We start from the raw sequence: 20,351 nt of genomic DNA, 5'->3' as shown, positions 1-20,351 counted from the left end.
CCGTCAGGCCGCAGCGGTTGCGGACGATTCAGCCTGTCCGGTCTTCCCACGCAACCAGGCGCGTCCGCGCGGCGCGGGATTACTCGTTCGCGTAGGTTTCGATGAAATCGTCGATGACGGCGACGATGTGCGTCGAGAAGTCCCGGAAGTGCTCGGCGTGCTTCGTGTCCAGCAACTGAGGAAGCCCGAAGGTCTCGTCGTGGTTGTAGGCGACGACACCGAGCTCACCTTCCGGCGTGCGGTCACGCGGATTGAAGCACCAGAAGTTCTCCACCGCGTCGTCATCCTTGCGCTGGAAGAACAGCGCCTCGTTGATGGCGTCCGCCACATCGGAGTCGTCGCCATCCACCGCGTCCGACGGGTCCGGCGCGGCCGCGCGCAGGAAGCCCGGCTCCTCCATGCCAATGAGCTCCTGCCCACCGTACAGCACCTTGAAAGTGCCGTGCGTGCGGATGAAACGCACGTAGCTGGGAGGCAGTTGCAGCTTGTACTTCTTCTCCAGCTTCGCCACCTCCTCGGCGCTCACAGGCTCGGAGAACTCCACGGACATGTCCTCCTTCTCCTCCACGAAGGACTTGAGCCGCTCCACCGCTTCCGCCACCGTGCTCTCACTCGACGTCTTCGCCATGCGAACTCCAACCACGGACCAGGACGAGCCCTGGTGCGCGCACGGTAGCGCGTTGCAGCGCGCAGTCCATGGCGCTCAACGCAGCAGCGGCCGCTTGCGAAGAAGCCGCTTCGCGACATCTTCGTAGGACCAGCTTCCGTCCTCGCTCACCACGTCCGCGCTCAGCAGCTTCGCCAGCTCCGGACCTATGACACTGCTGTGTCCGACCAGGCGGTGGTCCGCCCGCACGTCATCCACGGCATCGAAGCGGTCATCCGCCACGACGATTCTCGCCTTCAGCGAATCGGCGTAGGTCGAGTAGTCGTTGTAGTAGGTCCACGCTACCTCCTGCACGGTGATGGGGCCCAGCGACACCAGTTCGCCGTGGAAGAGCAGGTTCTTCGCGGAGAGCGCGCCGCCCGTGAAGAGCAGCGCGTAGTCGAAGCCCTCGTGGATGATGTTGCCCTCCACCACCAGGTCGCCCGCGACGAGCAGCCGGGACTGGTCCTCCAGGACCAGGTTCCCCTTCACCACGACGCGTGACGCTTCCAGGACGCGGTCATCCCCCTCGGAGAGCTTTAAGTCTCTGGACACCACCTCCGTGGCGCCGGAGTTCGTCAGCTTCGCCTTGAGCGCTGCCCGCCGCGCCGCCGTGCCGCAGGGCGTGTGGAGCGAGCCTTTCTTGAGCAAGTTATCGAGCAGAGACATGGCCGCGCATCAAGGCACGGTGAACCTGGACTCTCAATGCTCCAGACGTAGGCTGCGGCCCATGCACGAGCAGGCGCTGCAATCGCGTTACCGGGATTTACTGGAGAGCGTGGAAGCCTGGGCGAAGGGGTTTGGCGGAAGGCTCGTCCTGGGCCCCCCCGTACCGGACGAAGACATCGACCTGGTGCCGGAGCTGCTCGGCATCCCGTCGTCCAACGGAAGGCCCGTGCTGCCCGCGGGGCTCCGCGAATTCTGGCGGCACTGCGCCTTCGCGCGCGTCGAGTTCCGCGACTGGGATGATGGCGGCGCCTGGACGCCCCTGCCCGCCAACTTCCGGGTGTACTCACCGGACGAGGTGCTGGAAGAGACGCGCTGGGTCCGCATCCCCGCGGACGTGACGCTGGGCAACCGCCCCCTGTCCACCACGCACCTCTACGCCCTCGCGACGTGCGACGTGCTGCCCCGGGACGCACAGTGGTGTGTCGCGGCGAGCGGAGGTGCGTTGACGGCGCCCGCCATCGTCCTCAACCACATGGGCGACCTGACGTGGGCCCAGTTCCAGGACTCGGGGCAGTTCGTCTGGGCCGAACAGCAGACGGCCCACGGCGCCACCTTCACGACGTTCCTGGACTGGTTCGAGCACTACGTCCGGCACACGTGCCAGCTCGCGCCCGAGTCACTCTACCCGGACGGCATCACGGCCCGCCCCGAGTAGGGACAACATGGGAGGAAGGCGGAGGCCCAGGTGTGGCCTCCGCCCTCCTAGGACTTACTTCAGCGCGGGGGACACGACCTTCAGCTGCGGCGCCACCAACTTCTGGTCGCCCACGACGATGAAGGTCATCGCCTCACGCGTCAGCATCTTCGCGGCCAGCTGCTGCACCTGCTCCGGCGTGACGGCCATCACCGACTGCACGTAGTTCTGCAGGTACGAATCAGGCAGGCCGTGCAGGTCCACGAAGCGGAGCTGGTAGATGATGCCGCTGCGCGACGAGTTCTGGAGCAGGAAGGAGCCCGCCAGATAGCTCTGGACAGCGCTCAGCTCGTCCGCGGGCGGCGGCGTCTTGCGCAGGGTGGCCACCTCCTTGAGGATCTCCTTCAGCGACTCGCCCGTGACGGCCGTCGTCACGTCCGCGTTCTGCACCCAGTAGGCATCCTCCAGCTGCGTGGACACCTCGCTGTAGGGCGAATACGTGTAGCCCTTCGCCTCGCGGATGTTCGCGGTGATGCGCGAGCTGAAGTAGCCACCGAGCAGCGTGTTCAGCACCGTCTGCTTGACGTAGTCCGGGCTGGAGGGCGGCAGGCCCTTCACCGCCACGCGCACCGTGGACTGCACCGAGCCGGGGCGGTCGATGAACTGGACCGCCTTCGCCACCTTCTGCTTGGGCACGTTCTGGAGCCGCGCCGAGCCGGCCTTCCAGCCGGTGAACGCGGCCCGGATGGCCTTCTCCACCGGCGCCGGCTCGAACCGGCCGACGACGTACAGCCGCGCCCGGGCCGCGCCGATGTTGGCGTCGTAGTGCGCGCGGACGGCCTCCGGCGTGTAGCCCTTGAGCTGGGCCTCCGGCGGGAAGTAGCGGCCATACGGGTGGTCACCGTAGAGCGACTGGATCAGCCGCTCGTCGGCGAGCGTGCCCGGCCGGCTCTTGTAGATGGCCATCTCCCGCACGAGGTCACCCTTGACGCGCTCGACCTCCGCCGGCGGGAAGGCCGGGTTCTGGATGACGTCCGCGATGAGGGCCACGGCGTCCGGCGCCGACTCGGAGAGGACCTCCAGGCCGACGAAGGTCTGGTCCATCGTCGTGCCGATGTTGAGCGAACCACCCAGCTGCGCGGACGCCTGGGCAAGCTGCTCCGCGGAGCGGGTGGTGGTGCCCTCCGACAGCAGCCTGCCGGTCAGGTCCGCCAGCCATGTCTCCGTGGCCTTCTCGTGGATGTTGCCGGTGTCGATGGCCAGTTGGATGGCGACCTTCGGCATGTCGCCGTAGGGCAGCAGCGAGACTTCCAGCCCGTTGTCGAGCGTGAACTCCGTGCGGACGGGGACCTTGAAGGGCTTGGGCGCGGCGGCGGCCGGAGGCGCTTCCTTGGTGGGCGCCGAGGCGGGAGCGGCCGCGAAGGCAGGCGTGGACAGCATCCCGAGCACCATCAGCGCGGGCGCGACAAGGCGGGTGCGAATTGAGTGCGTGGTCATGGGTGCGTGTCCTCAGGGGGCCTGCGTCTTGGTGGCGGTCGCCGCGGCGGGCGTCACCGTCAACACGGTGCGGTTCTCACGGCGCAGATACTCCTTCGCCGTCTTCTGGATGAGCTCCGGCGTCACCTTCATCAGCTCCGTCTCCAGCCGGTTGATGCGCGCCGGGTCGTCGAAGAAGAGCGCGAAGGACGCCAGCAGGTCCGCGCGGCCGAAGCCGAGGAAGCCCTCCAACTGCCCGTACAGCCGCGAGCGCGCCTTCACCCGCGCCCGCTCCAGCGTCGCCGCGTCGATGGGCTGATTCTGCAGCTGCGCCACCACGCCGTCGATCTCCGCGAGGAGGGTCTCCGTCGTCGTGTCCGCGTCATGGAACAGGTACGCGGTCCACTGCATGGGGCCGTTGTAGTTCCAGTGGTTGCCCAGCTGGTTCACCCCGCCGGAGACCTCGCCCGTCAGGCCCTTCTTCTGCACGAGCTGCTGGTAGAGCGCGCTATCGTTGCCTTGCAGGAGGACCTCGTCGACCAGCGCCATGGCGAAGTACTCGGGCGTGCCCACGTCGGGCATGTGGTAGCCCACCGCGAGCGCCGGACGCTGGGCCAGCTTGTCCTGCTTGTCGTGGCGCTTCTCCTTCGTCTGGCGGGGCTCGGAGATGTCCGGCTTCGACGGCTGCGCCACGGTGGGCAGCGGCCCGAAGTACTTCTGAATCCAGCCCTTCACCTGCTCCGGCTCGAAGTCACCGACGATGACCAGCGCGGCGTTGCTGGGCGCGTAGTACGTCTTGAAGAAGGCGCGCACGTCCTCCAGCGAGGCGGCCTCCAGGTCCTTCAAGTCGCCGTAGAAGTTGTGGGCGTTGTACCAGTTGGTGTTCGCCACCTGCGGCATGTCCAGCCACGGGAAACCGCCATAAGGCTGGTTGAGGACGTTGACCTTCACCTCGTTCGTCACCACGCCCTGCTGGTTCTTCAGGTTCTCCTCCGTCACGTCGAGCCCGCGCATGCGGTCAGCCTCGGCCCAGAGGATGGGCTCCAGCGTGTTGGAGGGGACGACCTCGAAGTAGTTGGTGAAGTCGAAGCGGGTGGAGCCGTTGAGCACGCCGCCGTTCTTCTGGATGAGGCGGATGAACTCCATCTTCCCGAGGTTCGTCGAGCCCTGGAACATCATGTGCTCGAACAGGTGCGCGAACCCGGTGCGGTCCTTCGGCTCGATGCGGAAGCCGATGTTGTAATAGACAGCGACGACGGCCTTGGGCGCCGAGCTGTCGCGCGAGAGGACCACCTTCAAGCCGTTGTCGAGCTTGTAGTAATCCACGGGGACCTGAAGCTTCGGCTGTTCGGCGGGAGCTTCCACCTTCGCCGTTTCGACGGCGGGCGGTGTCTCCGGCTTCTGGGCTTCCTGCGTGGTCGCGCAGCCGGTGAACGCGGCCAGTGCTACCGCTCCGAATACTTTCCTCATCGGACCTCCCCTGGATGACCTGGCATCTCGTCGAATGACGGAGCCACTACGGCGCTGTGCGCCTCCCGATTGCCAAAGATTCAGGGTCCCGGCAACCCGAACGCACCGCAAGGGAAGGTCTATTGTCCTATGTCACGAGGAATGGCGCGGCGCAGTAGGAGCAAACCACCTTGTCCCCCGGCTGGACGGCCTCCGCGCTCACGGGGGCATCACACGAAGGACAACGCCGGGCGACATTCTTCCCCCGCTCCAAAGCTTCGCGGTGAAGGTAAACGCGCGAGTCGGCGAGGTAGACGAGGTCCACCTCGTGACGGGCGATGAGCGTGGTGAGCATCGCCGCGACCTCCTCCTCCGGGAGCCGGAGCTGCGAGGCCACGTCACTGACGCGGATGCGCGTCTGCGCGCGGATGAAGCCCAGCAACTGCTCGCGGCGGCGCGCGGTCCGGAAGGGAGACAGCCCCTTCTTCCACGCGAAGCGGCCCACGGCGACGAACACCGCCGCTACCAGCAGGATGCCCACGCCATCCGAGGTCGTCTTCCCCTCGTCCGGAGAGACGCTTTGCACGGCGCCCACCATCACGCCCAGCGCGCCGACGAAGACGAGGTTCGCCCCCCACAGGGCCAACAGGGCCCCCAGCCCCATCTTGAGCCAGTCCCAGTATCTCCGCGGCGCGGGCGCTCGAACGGCATGCGGACGGGGGACGGCTGTCACGGAGGGCGACGGGGCATCGCGAAGATGTGGGGCGTTCATGGGTTCTCGCGGAACGAGCCGGCGCATTCTAGGGGGCGACCCCGGCGCGTCACCTCCGGGAATAACAGTCAGCACGGCAGCTCCCGCCCGCCGGGCCCGGCTCAACTCCATGCTCTCAAAGAAAAACCTGTATAACGAGAGGAATTCCGCATGGCCAGACAGGGTGTGCCCCTCGTGTGCGGGCTGGAATCTGCCTACGCTCCAGGTTTCCACCAGGAGGTGGCGCGATTCTCCCTTCGTCCTCCCAAACCTCCCCCGCCGGCTGGCACGACACGCTCGTGCGACACCTGGAACCGCTCCTCGGCGGGTTCACCGCGAAGATGGCCATTCAGACCGCCGCCCTGCGGACCCTCAAGCGGCCCCCCGAGCAGCTCAAGCGAGAAGACCTTCCGCAGCTGCTCGAAGGCCTCAAGCCCATGCTGAACACCTTCATCGGCGCCCTGCACGCGAAGGTCATCCTGGCGGAGATTTCCGCCTCCTTGGAGAAGCTGCGATGAGCACTCATTCGACGGGCCGCGCGGCCGGAAGCATCGTGCCCTGGTTCGGCGCGGTGCTCGTGCTCCAGTTGGCGCACGCCTTCGCGGCGACCTCCGCGCTGGACGCGCCGCGTTCGCTCGCGCTCGTGCATGACGTCGCCGGCTGGGGCAGCGGCGTGCTGGCCGTGCTCGGGACGCTGGCGGCGGCCCGTTCGTTCGCCCAGGGCGACTACCTGCGCAAGGTGTGGGGCGGCCTGGCCGCGGGCGCGCTCCTGTCGCTGGTCAGCACCGCGCTGCGCAGCTACTGGCTCCACGCGGTGCCGGACGTGCCCTTCACACAGTCACCGCTGCTGCCCGTCCGCATGCTCGTCGTCGTGCTGGCGAACATCAGCACGACGTACGCGCTCATCCTGCTGGCGATGACGTACCGGCAGTCCGGACTCCAGCCGCCGTCCAGCTTCCGCTCCAACGCGCTGTGGGTGGGAACGGCCGTGGCCGCGCTGGCCGTGGGCGTGCCCGTGCTGGCCACCGAGGTCCGCCACCTGGGCACGGACGCCATCAGCACCATGTCCGCCGTCATCAGCCTGGCTTCGACGCTGGCCGACATGACGACCATCCTGCTGGTGGCCCCCATCCTGGGCGTCGCGTACATGCTGCGCGGCGGACGGCTGGCCTGGGTGTGGTGGGCCATGGGCGTCTCTGGCGCCATGTGGCTCTTCTACGACGCCCGCGTGTGGCTGGCGCCCCTGCTGCCCGGAGACGCGGCGCAGAACGCGGAGCTGCTCCGTACGCTGCGCACGTCGGGCCTGGTGCTCCTGGGACTCGCGGGCTGGCTGCAGCGCACCGCCCTGGCGCCGCAGCCGTCCCCCGCGGCCGAGTCCTCCGCCCAGACGCACGCTGGCATGTCCTGAGCCGTCCCGCGCGCGGCTACGCCCCTTCCAGCGCGGCCGCCGGCTCCGTCAGCACCGTGAGGATGGGCTTCGCGTCCTCGAGCGAGGGCGCGAAGAGGGAGGGCTGGCCGGGGTCGTCGAACACCGTCCGGAAGTCCTCCGGCGTCAGCGCGCGCACCAGCCGCGCGGCGAACGTCTCGCGCAGGAGCCGCACGTAGTACTCCACGTCGTAGTCGCGCGGGTCCTCCTCACGTGACAGGGGCCGCGCCGTGCCCGGGTCATCCGCCTCCGGAATGGGGAGCAGGCCCGCCCGGCTTCCCACTGCACGGTAGACGCGGACCTGCTCCCCCAAAGGCCATTCCTTCCGGCCGCTGGCCAGCATGGCCTCGTAGGGGAGCTCGCGCCGGCGGGGCCGGAGGGCGAGGTACTGGGCGCTCGTCTTCGTCAGGCGGACGTGCGCGCAGACCTCCGGCGTGGGCAGCTCCCGGCGGCGCAGGGCCATCACCGTCGCGACGTACACCTCACGCACGCCCGGGATGTCTCCCGCCAGGAGACAGCGCAGCGCGCGGCGCAGGAAGGCCTCGCCGAAGGGCTCCGCGCGGCTGGAGCGGAAGGCCACGCCCCGGAGCACCAGCGGTCCGTCATACGGCTGGAGCGCGTAGTTCTTCGGTTCGTGCGACAGCATGGCGGCATAGCGCCCGTCGAACTCCAATTGCACGCGGGGCGGCAGCAGCGCGGCGACCTCCGAGACGACCCGGCGCTCGTCGGCCTCCCGCCAGTCCTCCGGGACGGCGAAGTACACGCCGTCCGTGTCCGCCTCCAACAGCGTGACGCCCCGGCGAGCCAGCTCCCGGCAGAGGAGGCCCAGCACCTCGCGGCCCTGGCGCGTCACCTCGTTGGCCGCGTGCACGTCCGAGAAGCGCGTGAGCCCCACCGCGCCCAGATAGCCGTAGGCGGAGTTGACGACGATTTTCATCGCCGCCGACAGCGCCTCGTTCGTGAAGCGCTCTTGCGAGCCAGGCGCCGCGGCACGCGCCCTGCCCTTCGCCGCCAGCCGCTGGTCCACCAGGCGGTCCACTAACGCCAGCAGCACGCCCAGCCTGTCCCGCTTGGGGCCAATCCGGTACTGGCGCATCAGGGAGGGATAGAGGCTGGCGACGTCCGCCTTCACGATGCGCCGGGCCACGCCAGTGGCGAACAGGTGGAGCGCCGCGCCGCTGTGCGACGTGCCATCCCCCTCCTGGTGCGCGGGCAGCGCCGCGCCCTCCCTGAGATAGGCCCGGACGAGCAGCGGGTCCAACACGCCGGTGGCCGGCCCCGCGTCCGCCAGCCGCTCGTAGCGGCGGGGCGCCATGCGCGCGAGCGCGAAGGCCGCGCCCCCGAGCAGCCTCGCGAGGCCGCCCGCCTCCGTCACGTCATCACGCGCATAGCGCCGCACGCGCGCCGGGTCCGTGCGGAAGACGTCGTACACACGGGCACCGGGGATGTGCTCGCGCTCGGGCCCCGCCAGGCCCAGGTGCTTCGCGACGGCCTTGAGGCCATGGCCCGGCAAATCCCTCGTGGAGAAGTCATGCCGCAGCACCGCGTCCAGCGTGTCGATGAACTCACGGCCGGGCACGGTGTAGCGCGCGCGGCGCATCGCATCCGGAGGCGCGCCGGGCAGAGGCCGTCCCAGCGCGGCCCCCCTGGCGGACGGACGGTGCCGCAAGCCCGGTGCCCCCGCGCGGCCCAGCGCCAATGACACCCCCAGGTGCCTGGCTCGCCGCGCGAGGAACGGCAGGTCGAAGCCGTGCAGGTTGTGGTTCTCGATGACGTCGGGGTCCCAGGCGCGCACGCGCTCCGCCAGGTGGTAGAGCAGGTCCGCCTCCGCCGAGTCGTCATCCCCCTGGGCTTCGAGTGTCTCCGTCGCACCGTCCGGGCCTCGCAGCGCCACCAGGAAGACGCGGTGGTGCGCCGGGTCCAACCCGGTGGTCTCCAGGTCGAACTGCATGCGGCGCAGCGCATCGAAGGCGAGGTCGCGGAAATACGTGCGGCCCGACATCGTGAGGTACTGCTCCTCCGGAGGCAGCGCGAGCACCGTGTTCGCGCCCAGCTCCTTCAGGTGACTCACCGGCTGGCCCAGGCGGCGTGACGCGCCTTCCAGCACCGCGCTGGTGAGCGCGCGGCCGTCATCTCCGCGGACCAGGTAGCGCAACGCCCCGGGCCCTTCGAGTTCCTGCCACGTCACCCGGTAGCGCGCGGGGCCATCCGACTCCGGACGCAGCCGAGGCCCCAGGTGCGCCAGGTCCTCCAGGGACGCGAGCAGCAGCCACGGGCGGAAGCGCACGTCCTCGCGAAGCAGCTCCCCCGTCTTCGGGACGCGGCGCCAGACGAAGGCGCGGCCGTCGGGCTCCGCCCACACGGAGACGATGCCCGGCGTGGGGTCCCAGCCCCAGAGCCACTCGTCCTCCATGGAGTCCCTCCGGGCGGAAGTGCCGCGAACGCGCGCGATGCAAGCCGCTCGCGGCGTGGGATGCAAGGCACGTTGCTCCAGGGACATCACGTCATCTTGAGGGAGCGGTGTGACAGTGGTATGTCAGGTTTCCTCTCCATGCAGCGCACCGAGCGTCTCTTCGCCCTCGCCGAATACCTCCGGGGCCGCCGTACCGGTGTCACCGCGGAAGTCCTCGCCGAGCGGTTCGGCGTCACGGTGCGAACCATCTACCGGGACCTGGATTCGCTGCGCGCCTCGTCGATGCCGGTGTCCGCCGAGCGCGGCCGTGGCGGTGGCTACGCGTTGGATCGCAGCTACAGCCTGCCGCCGGTGAACTTCACCGCGCGCGAGGCGGCGCTCGTCGTCGCGCTGGGGCGCTTCGCCATCGACATGCGGCTGATGCCCTTCGCGGGCACGCTGGAGTCGGCGCTGGACAAGGTGCGCGCGGCGCTCTCCACCTCCGCCCAGCGCGAGCTGCTCACCCGGCTGAGGGAGTTGGCGTTCATCGGCGTGCCGTCACTGCCGAGCAAGAAGCCCGTCCGCGAAGCGTTGGAGCGGGCGTGGTTCGAGCAGCAGCCGTTGCGCATCACCTACGTCGACAGCAACTTCCTGGAGACGGTCCGCGACGTGCGGGTGATGTCCGTCATCATGAACCGGCACGAGACACGCGTCGACGGGGAGGACCTCACCACCGGGGAGCGCCGCCACTTCCGCCTGGACCACATCACCCGCGCCGAGGTGCTGCGCGCGGCCGGACCGTGAAGGCCGCCCAGGAGCGCTGGCTGCGTTGACGTGAGGGGAAGTGGCTACTGCGTCCTCCCGGGGGCGGGGGCGCCGTCCCGGAAGGTTGCCCTGGGCACCACAGACCACGTGGCAAGCCCAGGCGGCACGAAACTGGGCTCAAATCTCCAGCGGCGGCTGGGGACCGGGGATGATGTCCGCGATATCGGGGTCGACCTCACCCGGCTGGCGCGGCCCGCGCTCGGACTTGACCTTCTTGCGCTCCTCGCGCTTCGCGTTCTTCTCCTGCTGGTGCTGCTTGCGCGCCTGCTCTTTCTGGCGCTTCGTGGATCTGCCTTGCATTGAGCCTCCCTCGCTGAAAACAAAAGCCCGGCCTCGCAGTGAGGAGACCGGGCTGATGGTGCTGAGCCTGAGCTCTCAGCCGACTACGCGGACGTTCTCGGCCTGGAGGCCCTTGGGGCCCTTCCGGGTCTCGAACTCCACCTTCTGGCCTTCGGCCAGGGTACGGAAGCCATCCGTCTGGATAGCGGTGTGGTGGCAGAACACGTCGGCCCCACCGTCGTCCTGGGCGATAAAGCCAAAGCCCTTCGCGTCGTTGAACCATTTCACGGTGCCAGTTGCCATGTTTCTTCTTCTTTCTGCGTGCGGCGCGAGACCGCGGCCCGTCCCAGAGAGCGAGACAGGCAGCCTCTAGCCTGTCGAGGGGCCAATGTCGAATGTGGAAGGCCCCGAATCTCCACCGGTTGTTCGCCGCGTGAAGGAAACGTGGCGTAGAACCGAAGAATTCCAGCCCCTTGACTCGTGGCACCACGCCCCGAAAATCGTCTGACGCCCCTTCATCGCCGGACGTTCCTTCAATGTGGGGGCGCCCGCGGCCCCTGGGGAGCGCCCTGGAGGGCACATTCCTGGACACCACTGGCCCCCCGCCCTCCCGGAACGAGGAGCAGCCAGGGGCTGCCTTCCTGGCCTAGCCCGCTAGGTGCCGGGGGGCGTGCGCGGAAGTTCCGTGCCAAACACCACCTGGAGCAGGTCCATGAGCCCGGGCCAGGCCTCAGCGGCCAGCCACAGGCCCTCGGACTGATGCTCGGCGGTCATGGCCAGGGAGGCCGAGTCGAACAGCCGGGCGGGCAGCACGCCCTCTTCGGGCAACGGCCCTTCCACCTGTAACACCTGACCGTCCCAACGAATGCCCGGAGGAAGCAGCCGCTCCGCCAACACCCGCATCGCGGCCCGGCCCGCCCCCGCGCGAAGCACGCCCATCATCAGCGACGAAGCCGTGCGGGACTCCTCCAGCTCCACCACGCCCGGCGTCTTCAACCACAGCCGGTAGCGCCCGGAGGCCAGCTCCACGCGCTCCAGCGCCGTCTCCACGCGCAGCTTCCAGCCGTGCACGGAGAAGCGGACGTCATAGACGTTCTCCCGCGCGGACCACTCCCGCAGCTCGAAGTTCTTCAGCCGGGCCAGCAGCTGGCTCACCACGGTCTCCACGCGCGCATGCGACAGGCGCACCCGCCTGCGGCTCACGTCCACCGCCATGTCGTTGGAGAGCGCATTCGGCAATCGCTTCGCCCATTCCCGCGCCCCTTCCAGCATCTTCGCCGCCAGCGACTGACCCGACATCCGTGTCCTCCCGTGACGCCGCCTCCCTGGGCCCAGGGGCCTCGTACCGGCGGCCCAGCGTCGTGCGCGCAGCATGCACCGGATTCGGGGACAGCGCGCGTCCTGCTCGCAGGGCAGGCGGGCTGGCGTCGCCTGGCTGGCCCTGCGCCGCCCCCAGGGACGTGGACATCACCTGGCCGCCTGCCCTCCCTGCGCACCCGACAGCAGGGGCGGGAAGACGAGCGTCGGCGTGCCACAGCCCTCGGCGGTGGGGAAGAAGGTCAGGTCCGTCCCCACGCCGCGCAGCGCGCGGAAGGTTTCCAGCACGGGGAGTTCCAGTTCCACCGGAGCAATGCGGCGCACACGACGGCCGTCGCGTACCTCCCAGCCGCCTGCCACCAACGTGACGGTGCCGGGACGCGGCATGGTGGTGAAGGTCTCCACGCGTGCGACGAGTTCCGTGTAGTGCGCGGGGAGCACGGCGGTCTCACCGGGCACGAGGGAGGGATTCACGGCTTCGGGCGTGGGTGGTGACATGGTGGTGCGGAAGCCGCGCCCGTTGAGCGGCGCGCCGAGCCGCGATGCGGTGTCGGAGGCGTGGAGGAATCCTCGCAGCACGCCCGCGTCGACCAGCGACAGCGTGTCTGTGGAGAGCCCTTCGTCATCCATGGATACGCGCCGCGTGCCCGTGGGGTGGTTCGGGTCGTCCACCACGCTCAGGACCGAGGGAAACAACTTGCGCCCCACGGCCCGGGCCAGCGCGGGCGTGGCGGCGGCCACGTCGCCCCGTAGCAACCAGATGAGCCCCGCCGCGAGAGGCGCGGCCACCGCCGGCCGCAGCACCAGGGGGAGGTCGCGGTCCAGCGACTCCGCGGGGCCCGTGAGGGCTTCAACAGCCTCCGCGAGTCGATGGCGCAGCGGAATGATGACCGTGTCGTCCGCCGCTGTTTCGGGAAACGCCACCGCATCCACCACGGCGCCTCGCGGTGTCTCACAGCGCACGAACAGTTCCTCGCGCCATTCCGTGCGAGCACGGCGCGCGCCACTTGCACGCACCAGGGCGCGCCACGTGGACACCTGGGTGAGCAGCGCGGCCTGCACGACGCTGCCAGGGGGCACGGCGGCCTCGATGAAGTGTTTCATCCGGCGCGCCGCGCGCTCCGGCTGGAGTGGCGGAGGACTCGAGACATTCGGGGAATCAGTCTGAGCTGGCAGCTCTGGCAGAGGACTCGCACGTCCTGAAGTGGCCTGTCGCGCGGTGCGCTCCAGGAGCAGCGACAGCGCGCCTGCCTCACCCACCGGCGCGGTCAGCATGCCCTGCCGCGCGTCCCAGCTCACGCGCGCCATGGCATCCAGGGTCTCCCCCTGGTTGACGATGGAGCGCCCCGTCCCTGCGTCGTATTCGAACGACAGCCTGCGCTCCGCGGCGAGGAACAACTCGGCCTGCGAGGGTGCGTGGTGCCGCGTGAAGGCCTCCAGCGCTTCGCCAGCGGACGTCAGCCATTCGCGAGGCTGAAGGCCCGCGCATGCCGCCCCCCCGCTGTCCTCCTCGGAACCGGAACCGCCCCGCATCCACTGCCTCCGCCGACACACGCTGGGACTGCTCGCGAGGATACCGGTGAATCCGTACCGGTGGTTCAACCGTCCGTCCGTGCGTGCACGCAATCCAGGCGCGTGCATGGGTCCGCCTCACCGTCTGGCGTATGCTCCTGAACCTGTGCCCGCCGTTTCACGGTGGGCGTCACCGAAGCCACGGCCAGCCCGCGTGGTGCCCGGCCGGAGGACACACGCTTGGATTGGTTCGTGGAGCGGCGCGAAGTCACCGAAGTCCTCCACCAGCGTTCCGGGCTCCGCGTCTTCCCCCCCGTGCTCGACCAGGGCTGGTCCATGGGACAGACCACCCCGGACAGCATGACCTGGCAATGGGCCCAGGTGGCCGGCGCCCGATGGAAGAAAGGCCTCATGCCGGAGGCGCTGGCAAACCAGGCCCGCCCTCTGCTCGACGCCGAGCCCCGGCTCGCGAGCGACACGGAGGCCCTGTTGTCGCTCGTCCGCCAACTGGAGGCGACAGCGCGGGCCGCGGGCGCCCAGCACCTGGACGTGCTGCTGCGCGAAGTGGAGCGGCACACGCTGTCCGCCAGCGACGCGCACCTGAGAGAAGACCGCCAGCGCCATGCCCTGCTCGAAGTGAAGGCCTTCCACGACACCGGCGCGGGCATGGCTGAGCTGTGGCGCTGCGCCGCCTGGCCGGATGTCACCGGGGCACGCACCGCGCTGCCCTCGTTGGAAGCGCTCGTGGAGAGCATGGCGCGGGAGCTGCGGGATACGACACCCATGGTGCCCTGCCCCCGCGACGTGCTGCCCATCGTCTTTCCACCGGGCGCCGCCTCCGGCTGCTTCTTCCACGAGGTGTGCGGACATCCCCTGGAGGGAGACGTCGTCGCGCGCGGCGGCTCATACCTGGCGCGGCGGCTGGGGCAGCAGGTAGCCGGTGCGCACCTCAGCGTCTCGGACGACCCGACGGACGGCCACGGCGCGCTCGGCTTCGCCTGGGACGATGAAGGCCACGCCGCGCTCCCGGTGACACTCATCCGCGAGGGCCGAGTGGACGCGCCCCTTCTGGATGCCCGCAGCGCCGCCGCGCTGGGCCGCGTGCCCAACGGACACGGGCGGCGCGTCAGCTACCGGCACCCGCCCCTGCCTCGCATGGCCCACACGCGCGTTGACGCGCACCAGGGCCACCTGGAGGCGCTGATGGCGGACATTCCGCACGGGCTGCTGGTGCAGCACCTCACGCCCCGGCAGATGGACCTGCTGTCGGGCGACTTCAGCTTCTACATCGTGGAGGCGCGGGAGATTCGAAACGGACGGCCTGGGCGCCGCATGGGCCCCGGCATCCTCCGGGGCAACGGGCTGGAGGCGCTGGCCGCCATCGACGCGGTGGGCGCGGACACGAAGAACCTCTTCGCCACGCGCGGCTGCCGGAAGCTGGACCACGGCCCGCTTCCGGTGTCCTTCGGGCAGCCCACGGTGCGCTTCCGCGGGCTCGCGGTGGAGCCCTCGCGGTGAGCGCCGTGGGCGCCTGGGTGCGTCACCCCTCCGGGTAGCAGAGGAAGCCGAAGTCCGGCGGCGGCGCGGGCTCCTCGTAGGGGTTCTCCTCCATGGGCGGCGTGGCCTCCATGGCGAACAGGCGCGTGAAGGACACGCCCGGCGGCAGGCCCTCGACGAAGAAGGGAGGCACCTCCCAGGGTCGGCCCTCCTCCTCGTCCTCCAGGGTGTCCACGAAGCTCACCGTCAGCGCGCTCGGGGCGCCCGGCTGCACCACCAGGGCGTAGTAGCCCAGGCTGCTCATGCCGTTGGGGATGGCGAAGTAGCCCATCTCCGTCTGGCCCGGGAACGAGCCCGGCGGCGCCCAGTCAATGGCGTACAGCGTGCCCGCCGTCGTCTCCGCCGCGATGTCACCGCTGGGGAACAGGAACGCGTCCAGCACCGGGCTGGGCGAGTAGACCCACAGCAGCGCCACCGAGCGGCCCGACGAGGCATCCGCCAGGCTGGCCGGAGAGACAGACGTCCCCGTCTCCTCGGAAATCACCTGCGCCAGCGCGCCGAGCGCGCCCGCCTCGCCCACGATGGCCGGCGACTGGATGAGGCACTGCGTCCCGGTGGCCGCGATGGGCCGCAGGCTGGTGGTGGCGTAGTACGGCACCGCGGGGATGGGCGCGTGGCCCTCGTCCTCCGGGAACATGTCGGCGGCCCCCACCGAGAGCCCGGGCGCGGGCTCGGCGCGGATGAGGTACGGCACCGTCGGGTCGGAGGGAAGGCCTTCCGTCTGGAAGTTGCCCCAGGGCGGCATCGCGGGGCCGCTGGTGTCGACCACCTCGCCGGTGGGCCCCACCATGCTGACTTGCGCGCCCCACACGGACGCGCGCATCACCGTGGGCATGCCATACAGCAGCGCCGGCAGCGGCGGCCCGGCCTCAGGGTCCTCCGGGTCGGGCGGCCACATGACGAAGGTATAGAACATCGCCTCCGGATCGAAGATGACGCCGGAGACGGGCACCCGCCGGTCGGGCAGGTTGATATAGGGCGCCTTGGCGTCCAGCTTGGGCGGAGGCGGTGCGCTGCTATCAGCGCACGCGCTCAGCACGGCGGCGGACAGGGTCGAGGCAATGAGAGAGCGAACCTTCATGGCGTTCCTCTGAGGGCTCAGCGGGGCGGGAGGATGTGCTCGGCCGGCGGCGTGGTGACGTGGCACGATTCGGCGCAGTTGCCGTAGCCGTTGGGCGTGTTCTGCATGGGCTCGAAGCGAAGGTCGAAGTACTCCGTGCCGTGCGACGCCACGTGGCAGCCATTGCAGCTCATCAGGCTGGGCCACAGCGTGCTCTCCCGCGTCAGGTGACACATGGTGCAGTCACCCTTGTTCTGGTTGTACTTGCGCGAGCTGTTGTGGATGCGGTGGATGACGTCCGGCAGGTAGCCGTAGCCCTCCTCGATGTGGCACGTCTTGCACGCCTCCACGTGGTCCACGGACATGCCGTGGTGCACGTTGGAGAGCGAGTTCACCCCGTTGTGGCACACCTGGCAGTTGCCCACGCGGCCCGGGTACGTGGTGGGCTGGGCCTGGCCCACCTGGAAGAAGAAGGGGTCCAGCCGGTTGAGGCGCTCGCCCATGAAGGTGCGGTGCCCCTTGAGGAGGATGGCGTAGGTGCCCGCCTTCGCGTTCGGCGGCAGCGTCACCGAGTAGTGCGTAGGCGGCTGGGCATCACCGCCGCCCGCGAGCTGGTTGGCGCCGGGCGGCAGGTAGAAGTGCGGCTCGCTGAACAGCGGGAAGGAGAAGTACGGCAGCGTGTAGGAACCTCGCGACACCTGCAGGTCCTGCAGCGGGCCCACCACCTTGAAGCCGGACTCCGAGGAGCTGGCCTCGCGGTAGGTCAACAGCATCTCCTCGTTGAAGTACGCGAGGCCGTTGGAGGACTCGCCCATGTACTGGTTGTAGCTGGGCATCCGGTTGCGCGGATGCAGGCCGTTGCCGTCCCCGTCGCGCAGCGACACCATGAAGTCCACCGAGTCACCGGGCATGAAGTAGCTGCCGTTGGCCGGGCGGTTGACGCGCACCGCCTGCGTCAGGCCGAAGCCACACGGCACCTGTTCGTCGGTGGCCAGCCCGCTTTCATCCAGCCGGTAGCAGGTGGCCGGACGCTCCGCCTCGGGGGTGAAGACGATGGGGAAGAGGAAGGGCTTGAGGGGCAGCTGGCTCCAGGTGACGCGGATGAGTCCCTCGCCGGAGAGCTGCGGCATGGTCAGCGTCTTGAACGGGTTGGTGGCGCCGGAGAAGGACGCCTTCACCATCGTCTTGTAGGTGGGCTCGGTGCCGTCCGGCAGCAGGCTCACCTCCGGGTCTCCCGGGAAGCGAGGCCGCGCCAGGTCCGCCACCAGCCAGCTGGCGCGCGTGCGGCCCGTGGTGGCGCTCTCACCCATGAAGTCACGGCGGCTGTAGCTGATGGAGGTGCGCACGGCGCCGTCCGCGTCGAGCACCTCGATGAGGAAGGTGTCGTCCAGCGAGCGCATCCACGCGGCGTTCTCGTAGTACGTCTCGCGCTGGAAGGTGGAGTCGAAGTCGTTCGTCCACTCGTCCCGGCCCACCGTCACGCCCGACCAGTCCAGGTCCTTGAAGCGCGACTCCTTGCGCATCCAGAAGGACGGGGCGTGCTGGTTCTTGAAGTCGGTGTGGACGTCGGAGACGGCGTCCACCGCGGTGAACTCGCGGACGAAGTAGCTGACGCCCGGCGTCACCTCGAACCGCGCCGAGGGCGGCACCGACTGGCCCATCCTGTTCATGGCCTCGCAGGTGGCCGGATAGTCCGGCAGGTCCAGCGAGCCGGCCGACACCGGCTCACCGGTGGGCAGGATGGCGCAGCCATTGAAGTACAGCAGGGACAGGGAGATGGCGCCGGAGGCCGAGCTCGAATACGGGTCGAACGCCCTCGCGCCGCGGCCACGGGTCCCTTCGGCGTCGCCGATGTTGAAGACGTCGCAGCCGGCGGAGCACACCAGCACGGACAGGAGCAGTCGCTTGAAATGAGATTTCATGGGGGCACGCGTCACGCGCGACCATGGGGGAAGGGCGCGGGACGTTGGGCTTTCAGGGGACGCGCTGGGAGTCTACCGGACGCTCCCAGGTGGCGCCAGAATGGGTCATTTGCCAGACGCGGACGGCGCAGCGGGGGCCACGGCGGGCACCGTGCGCAGGTAACGGTAGAGGGCCTTGAGGTCCGCCTCCGCCAGTCCGGCGAAGAAGCCCCAGGGCATGGTGAGCTTGTTCACCTGGCCCGCCCGCGCGGACGCGGGTGCCAGGTCCTTGAAAGCGGTGAAGCGGGCGACGAAGGCCGCTTCGTCCACGGCGCCCAGTCCGCGTGCATGCGGCGTGAGATTGGATACGACTTCCGGGCCGTGCGGCGTGGGCAACGGACGTCCTCCCACGAAGGGCGTGCCCGCCTCGTCCATGCCCGCGTGACACGCGGCGCACTGCGCCATGGTGGCCAGGTAGCGACCGCGAGAGACGTCATCCGCGGCGGGCTCCGGCACGGCCGTCTTCATGGGCGCGGCCATGTCCTTGTACTGCGCGTACACCTCGTCGGGGATGACCGAGCGGGCCGAAGCGCGCGGGGTGGCCGGGGCCTGACGCAGCCAGGCAATCACGGCATGGGCGTCCGCGTCCGACAACTCGCGGTAGAGGAGGAACGGCATGAGCGGGAAGAGCGTCTTCCCATCGCGCCCGGTGCCCTCGCGCAGCGCGCGCATCAGCTCCTCATCCGTCCAGCGGCCGATGCCGTGCTCGGGATCGGAGGTGATGTTGGGCGCGCAGACGCGACCGGGCAGCTCCCAGGCCGCGTCGTCCCAGCAGGCGCCGGAGAGCGCGGGCCCGGAGGCGGGGCCTCCATACCGAGACCAGTCGCGCGGCGTGTGGCAGGAGCCACAGGCGAGCACGTTCTCCACGAGGTACCGGCCCCGCTCCAGCTTCGCCGCGTCCGCGGACGCGGTTACGGCCGGGACGGCGGGAGCACGAGGTGCCGGCGTGGATGCGGCCGGAGCCTTCGCGGGTGGCGGCGGCGATTCGTTGCGCTGACAGGCGCTCAGCGCCAGCAGCAGGAACAGGAGATGGGAGCGCATGGGGGTGTGGGTCCTCATTCCGGGGCGGGTCCGTCCACGGGCTTGCCCAGCCGCAGGGCGATGACACCCCGGCGGTATTCGATGGGCAGGCGGTCCGCGTGCGTGTGGACCTCGCTGGCGAAGTCCAGGGGCTGGGCCCGGGGACGCACGCCCTCCAGCGTGCGCCGGTCCTGCTCCAGGATGGCCAGCTCACTCTTCACGAACATCTCCGGGAAGTGATTGCGCAGCCGGGGGTGGTACGAGGCGAAGTAGAAGCACCGCATCTTCTCCTCGGAGAGCGGAGAGGCGATGGCGTAGACGGTGTGGACGTAGAAGAGCGTCGGCTTGAAGGCCAGCTTCGCGGCGAAGGGCAGCGTCACGTCGTAGGTGAGCGTGGTGCGATCCACCCGGGGCGGCATGCCATCCGTCGCCGGAGCCAGCGCCGGATAGACGATGCGCGCGCCGACGCCGGTGGCGCGCCGCTCCACTTCATAGGGAGGCACTTCCGGCTGCTCCGGGTTGCCGAAGGTGCCTTCGTGCACGAAGGACAGGTGCGCCACATCCAGGACGACCTCGATCATCCGGCCCGCGGCGACGTCCCAATCCAGCACCGGCAGGGGCACGGTGGCCAGGGCACCGTCTTCCAGCTCCGGCCACTCCGGCAGCGGCGCGGCGGGCTCCGGGGACAGGCAGACCCAGACGAGGCCGTACCGCTCCGTGGCCTGGAAGGCGGAGACGCGTGCCCGGGCGGGAATGGGCGCGGCGGGCTGTGACGGCACCCGCACACAGCGTCCGTCCGTGCCGTAGGTCCAGCCATGGAAGCCGCAGCGCAGCCCCTCCGGGGTGACGACGCCCAGGCTGAGGTCGGCGCCCCGGTGTGAACATCGCCGGTGCGTCACGGCCACGCCCGAGCCCGTCCGCCACAGCACCAGCTCCGTCTCCAGCAACTGCACGGGGAGTGGAACGGCCGTCAGCTCGCTCGAGAAAGCGACCGGGTGCCAGTACGGGGAGAATGCGTCAACGTAGGAACGCACGACCCTTACGCCAGCGCGAGCGGAGCAATCTTGCTCTCGATCTCCTCGAGCAGGAAGTCGATCTCCTCGATCTCATCCAGCTTCTCGGGCGCGGCGGAGGCCTCGTTGTGCGCCGCCTCGGAAGTGGCGGGCTCGGAGTGGGCGGGCGCTGCGGACAGGGTCTCTTCCGAAGCCATGAGGCCTCCTGAATCGGGGGGTGGGGGCGCGATTGTGTCCGGCTGTCTGGGGGGCCTGTCAATCCGGAGTCCCTTTTCTTAAGAATTTTTCGACATATGTATCGCTG

The 20,351-nt window shown here is 69.5% G+C and carries 20 protein-coding genes; 5 read left to right on the top strand and 15 right to left on the bottom strand.

Translation table 11 applies throughout. The features are described 5' to 3' along the window. Positions 1 to 79: 79 nt before the first annotated feature. Both F8M74_RS16385 and F8M74_RS16380 read right to left on the bottom strand, forming a co-directional pair. Positions 80 to 628, bottom strand: a complete 549-nt coding sequence (locus F8M74_RS16385; RefSeq protein ID WP_141255491.1) for an SMI1/KNR4 family protein — start codon at positions 626 to 628, stop codon at positions 80 to 82. Between the two features lie 75 nt (positions 629 to 703). Continuing rightward, positions 704 to 1,315: a hypothetical protein gene (locus F8M74_RS16380; protein WP_141255492.1), complete on the bottom strand. Its 612-nt coding sequence runs from the start codon at positions 1,313 to 1,315 to the stop codon at positions 704 to 706. On the opposite strand from F8M74_RS16380, the gene F8M74_RS16375 reads away from it, so the two are divergent. Further along, on the top strand, positions 1,314 to 2,030 hold the full coding sequence (locus F8M74_RS16375; RefSeq protein ID WP_228560423.1) for a hypothetical protein: 717 nt from the start codon (positions 1,314 to 1,316) through the stop codon (positions 2,028 to 2,030). The genes F8M74_RS16380 and F8M74_RS16375 overlap by 2 nt on opposite strands. A 54-nt stretch (positions 2,031 to 2,084) precedes the next feature. Here F8M74_RS16375 and F8M74_RS16370 read toward each other — a convergent pair whose 3' ends face one another. The 3 genes from F8M74_RS16370 to F8M74_RS16360 all read right to left on the bottom strand — a co-directional run bounded on the left by F8M74_RS16370 (position 2,085) and on the right by F8M74_RS16360 (position 5,598). Then, positions 2,085 to 3,506: a pitrilysin family protein gene (locus F8M74_RS16370; protein ID WP_141255494.1), complete on the bottom strand. Its 1,422-nt coding sequence runs from the start codon at positions 3,504 to 3,506 to the stop codon at positions 2,085 to 2,087. A 12-nt stretch (positions 3,507 to 3,518) separates the two neighbouring features. Continuing rightward, positions 3,519 to 4,955 (bottom strand): pitrilysin family protein, encoded by a 1,437-nt coding sequence (locus F8M74_RS16365; protein ID WP_141255495.1) that lies wholly within the window; start codon positions 4,953 to 4,955, stop codon positions 3,519 to 3,521. A gap of 127 nt (positions 4,956 to 5,082) precedes the next feature. Then, a complete protein-coding gene (locus F8M74_RS16360; RefSeq protein ID WP_141255506.1) occupies positions 5,083 to 5,598 on the bottom strand; it encodes a hypothetical protein in 516 nt (171 codons plus the stop codon). 386 nt (positions 5,599 to 5,984) lie between these two features. Here F8M74_RS16360 and F8M74_RS16355 point away from each other — a divergent pair, with 386 nt between their 5' ends. Then, positions 5,985 to 6,203 carry a hypothetical protein gene (locus tag F8M74_RS16355; protein ID WP_002639318.1) on the top strand — a complete coding sequence of 73 codons (219 nt, stop codon included), beginning with the start codon at positions 5,985 to 5,987 and terminating at the stop codon, positions 6,201 to 6,203. Further along, a complete protein-coding gene (locus F8M74_RS16350) occupies positions 6,200 to 7,093 on the top strand; it encodes a hypothetical protein (protein ID WP_141255496.1) in 894 nt (297 codons plus the stop codon). The genes F8M74_RS16355 and F8M74_RS16350 overlap by 4 nt, the downstream gene beginning before the upstream one ends. Positions 7,094 to 7,109: 16 nt before the next feature. Here the strand turns inward: F8M74_RS16350 and F8M74_RS16345 are convergent, their stop codons facing one another. Further along, positions 7,110 to 9,524 carry a DNA polymerase domain-containing protein gene (locus F8M74_RS16345; RefSeq protein WP_141255497.1) on the bottom strand — a complete coding sequence of 805 codons (2,415 nt, stop codon included), beginning with the start codon at positions 9,522 to 9,524 and terminating at the stop codon, positions 7,110 to 7,112. Between the two features lie 138 nt (positions 9,525 to 9,662). Here F8M74_RS16345 and F8M74_RS16340 point away from each other — a divergent pair, with 138 nt between their 5' ends. Then, the gene (locus F8M74_RS16340) at positions 9,663 to 10,307 is read left to right on the top strand and encodes a YafY family protein (protein ID WP_011551730.1); all 645 of its coding nucleotides are present in this window, start codon (positions 9,663 to 9,665) and stop codon (positions 10,305 to 10,307) included. 138 nt (positions 10,308 to 10,445) lie between these two features. Here F8M74_RS16340 and F8M74_RS16335 read toward each other — a convergent pair whose 3' ends face one another. From F8M74_RS16335 to F8M74_RS16320, 4 genes are all read right to left on the bottom strand, one after another. After that, positions 10,446 to 10,628 (bottom strand): hypothetical protein, encoded by a 183-nt coding sequence (locus tag F8M74_RS16335; protein WP_011551729.1) that lies wholly within the window; start codon positions 10,626 to 10,628, stop codon positions 10,446 to 10,448. Between the two features lie 75 nt (positions 10,629 to 10,703). After that, a complete protein-coding gene (locus F8M74_RS16330) occupies positions 10,704 to 10,910 on the bottom strand; it encodes a cold-shock protein (RefSeq protein ID WP_011551728.1) in 207 nt (68 codons plus the stop codon). A gap of 351 nt (positions 10,911 to 11,261) precedes the next feature. Continuing rightward, complete coding sequence (locus F8M74_RS16325; RefSeq protein ID WP_163884447.1) at positions 11,262 to 11,906, bottom strand: hypothetical protein; 645 nt, start codon at positions 11,904 to 11,906, stop codon at positions 11,262 to 11,264. A 168-nt stretch (positions 11,907 to 12,074) separates the two neighbouring features. Beyond that, the gene (locus tag F8M74_RS16320; RefSeq protein WP_216619688.1) at positions 12,075 to 13,457 is read right to left on the bottom strand and encodes a metallopeptidase TldD-related protein; all 1,383 of its coding nucleotides are present in this window, start codon (positions 13,455 to 13,457) and stop codon (positions 12,075 to 12,077) included. Positions 13,458 to 13,676: 219 nt separating this feature from the next. Here F8M74_RS16320 and F8M74_RS16315 point away from each other — a divergent pair, with 219 nt between their 5' ends. After that, positions 13,677 to 14,954, top strand: coding sequence for a TldD/PmbA family protein (locus tag F8M74_RS16315; RefSeq protein WP_216619687.1), 1,278 nt, complete (start codon positions 13,677 to 13,679; stop codon positions 14,952 to 14,954). A 22-nt stretch (positions 14,955 to 14,976) separates the two neighbouring features. On the opposite strand, the gene F8M74_RS16310 is transcribed toward F8M74_RS16315, so the two are convergent. From F8M74_RS16310 to F8M74_RS16290, 5 genes are all read right to left on the bottom strand, one after another. Further along, complete coding sequence (locus F8M74_RS16310; protein ID WP_141255500.1) at positions 14,977 to 16,074, bottom strand: hypothetical protein; 1,098 nt, start codon at positions 16,072 to 16,074, stop codon at positions 14,977 to 14,979. Between the two features lie 17 nt (positions 16,075 to 16,091). After that, a complete protein-coding gene (locus F8M74_RS16305) occupies positions 16,092 to 17,975 on the bottom strand; it encodes a hypothetical protein (protein ID WP_141255501.1) in 1,884 nt (627 codons plus the stop codon). Between the two features lie 105 nt (positions 17,976 to 18,080). Beyond that, positions 18,081 to 19,055, bottom strand: a complete 975-nt coding sequence (locus tag F8M74_RS16300; protein WP_141255502.1) for a c-type cytochrome — start codon at positions 19,053 to 19,055, stop codon at positions 18,081 to 18,083. Between the two features lie 14 nt (positions 19,056 to 19,069). Further along, positions 19,070 to 20,068: an aromatic ring-hydroxylating dioxygenase subunit alpha gene (locus tag F8M74_RS16295; protein ID WP_141255503.1), complete on the bottom strand. Its 999-nt coding sequence runs from the start codon at positions 20,066 to 20,068 to the stop codon at positions 19,070 to 19,072. Positions 20,069 to 20,073: 5 nt separating this feature from the next. Next, complete coding sequence (locus F8M74_RS16290) at positions 20,074 to 20,244, bottom strand: Xan family putative trans-acting RiPP leader peptide (RefSeq protein WP_140861314.1); 171 nt, start codon at positions 20,242 to 20,244, stop codon at positions 20,074 to 20,076. Between the last annotated feature and the right edge of the window lie 107 nt (positions 20,245 to 20,351).

This window comes from Myxococcus sp. CA023 (assembly GCF_010998615.1).
In the GTDB taxonomy this organism is placed as follows: domain Bacteria; phylum Myxococcota; class Myxococcia; order Myxococcales; family Myxococcaceae; genus Myxococcus.
Note: the sequence above shows the minus strand (reverse complement) of the source record. Positions and strands in the feature narration are given on the sequence as shown.

What these genes read in the sequence shown, in the direction of transcription:
- F8M74_RS16350 (WP_141255496.1), top strand. Translation starts at nt 6,200, where the DNA reads ATGAGCACTCATTCGACGGGCCGCGCGGCCGGAAGCATCGTGCCCTGG.
- F8M74_RS16365 (WP_141255495.1), bottom strand. Translation starts at nt 4,955, where the DNA reads ATGAGGAAAGTATTCGGAGCGGTAGCACTGGCCGCGTTCACCGGCTGC.
- F8M74_RS16345 (WP_141255497.1), bottom strand. Translation starts at nt 9,524, where the DNA reads ATGGAGGACGAGTGGCTCTGGGGCTGGGACCCCACGCCGGGCATCGTC.
- F8M74_RS16385 (WP_141255491.1), bottom strand. Translation starts at nt 628, where the DNA reads ATGGCGAAGACGTCGAGTGAGAGCACGGTGGCGGAAGCGGTGGAGCGG.
- F8M74_RS16335 (WP_011551729.1), bottom strand. Translation starts at nt 10,628, where the DNA reads ATGCAAGGCAGATCCACGAAGCGCCAGAAAGAGCAGGCGCGCAAGCAG.
- F8M74_RS16330 (WP_011551728.1), bottom strand. Translation starts at nt 10,910, where the DNA reads ATGGCAACTGGCACCGTGAAATGGTTCAACGACGCGAAGGGCTTTGGC.
- F8M74_RS16325 (WP_163884447.1), bottom strand. Translation starts at nt 11,906, where the DNA reads ATGTCGGGTCAGTCGCTGGCGGCGAAGATGCTGGAAGGGGCGCGGGAA.
- F8M74_RS16300 (WP_141255502.1), bottom strand. Translation starts at nt 19,055, where the DNA reads ATGCGCTCCCATCTCCTGTTCCTGCTGCTGGCGCTGAGCGCCTGTCAG.
- F8M74_RS16320 (WP_216619688.1), bottom strand. Translation starts at nt 13,457, where the DNA reads ATGCGGGGCGGTTCCGGTTCCGAGGAGGACAGCGGGGGGGCGGCATGC.
- F8M74_RS16340 (WP_011551730.1), top strand. Translation starts at nt 9,663, where the DNA reads ATGCAGCGCACCGAGCGTCTCTTCGCCCTCGCCGAATACCTCCGGGGC.
- F8M74_RS16360 (WP_141255506.1), bottom strand. Translation starts at nt 5,598, where the DNA reads ATGGGGCTGGGGGCCCTGTTGGCCCTGTGGGGGGCGAACCTCGTCTTC.
- F8M74_RS16375 (WP_228560423.1), top strand. Translation starts at nt 1,314, where the DNA reads ATGGCCGCGCATCAAGGCACGGTGAACCTGGACTCTCAATGCTCCAGA.
- F8M74_RS16380 (WP_141255492.1), bottom strand. Translation starts at nt 1,315, where the DNA reads ATGTCTCTGCTCGATAACTTGCTCAAGAAAGGCTCGCTCCACACGCCC.
- F8M74_RS16290 (WP_140861314.1), bottom strand. Translation starts at nt 20,244, where the DNA reads ATGGCTTCGGAAGAGACCCTGTCCGCAGCGCCCGCCCACTCCGAGCCC.
- F8M74_RS16370 (WP_141255494.1), bottom strand. Translation starts at nt 3,506, where the DNA reads ATGACCACGCACTCAATTCGCACCCGCCTTGTCGCGCCCGCGCTGATG.
- F8M74_RS16305 (WP_141255501.1), bottom strand. Translation starts at nt 17,975, where the DNA reads ATGAAATCTCATTTCAAGCGACTGCTCCTGTCCGTGCTGGTGTGCTCC.
- F8M74_RS16310 (WP_141255500.1), bottom strand. Translation starts at nt 16,074, where the DNA reads ATGAAGGTTCGCTCTCTCATTGCCTCGACCCTGTCCGCCGCCGTGCTG.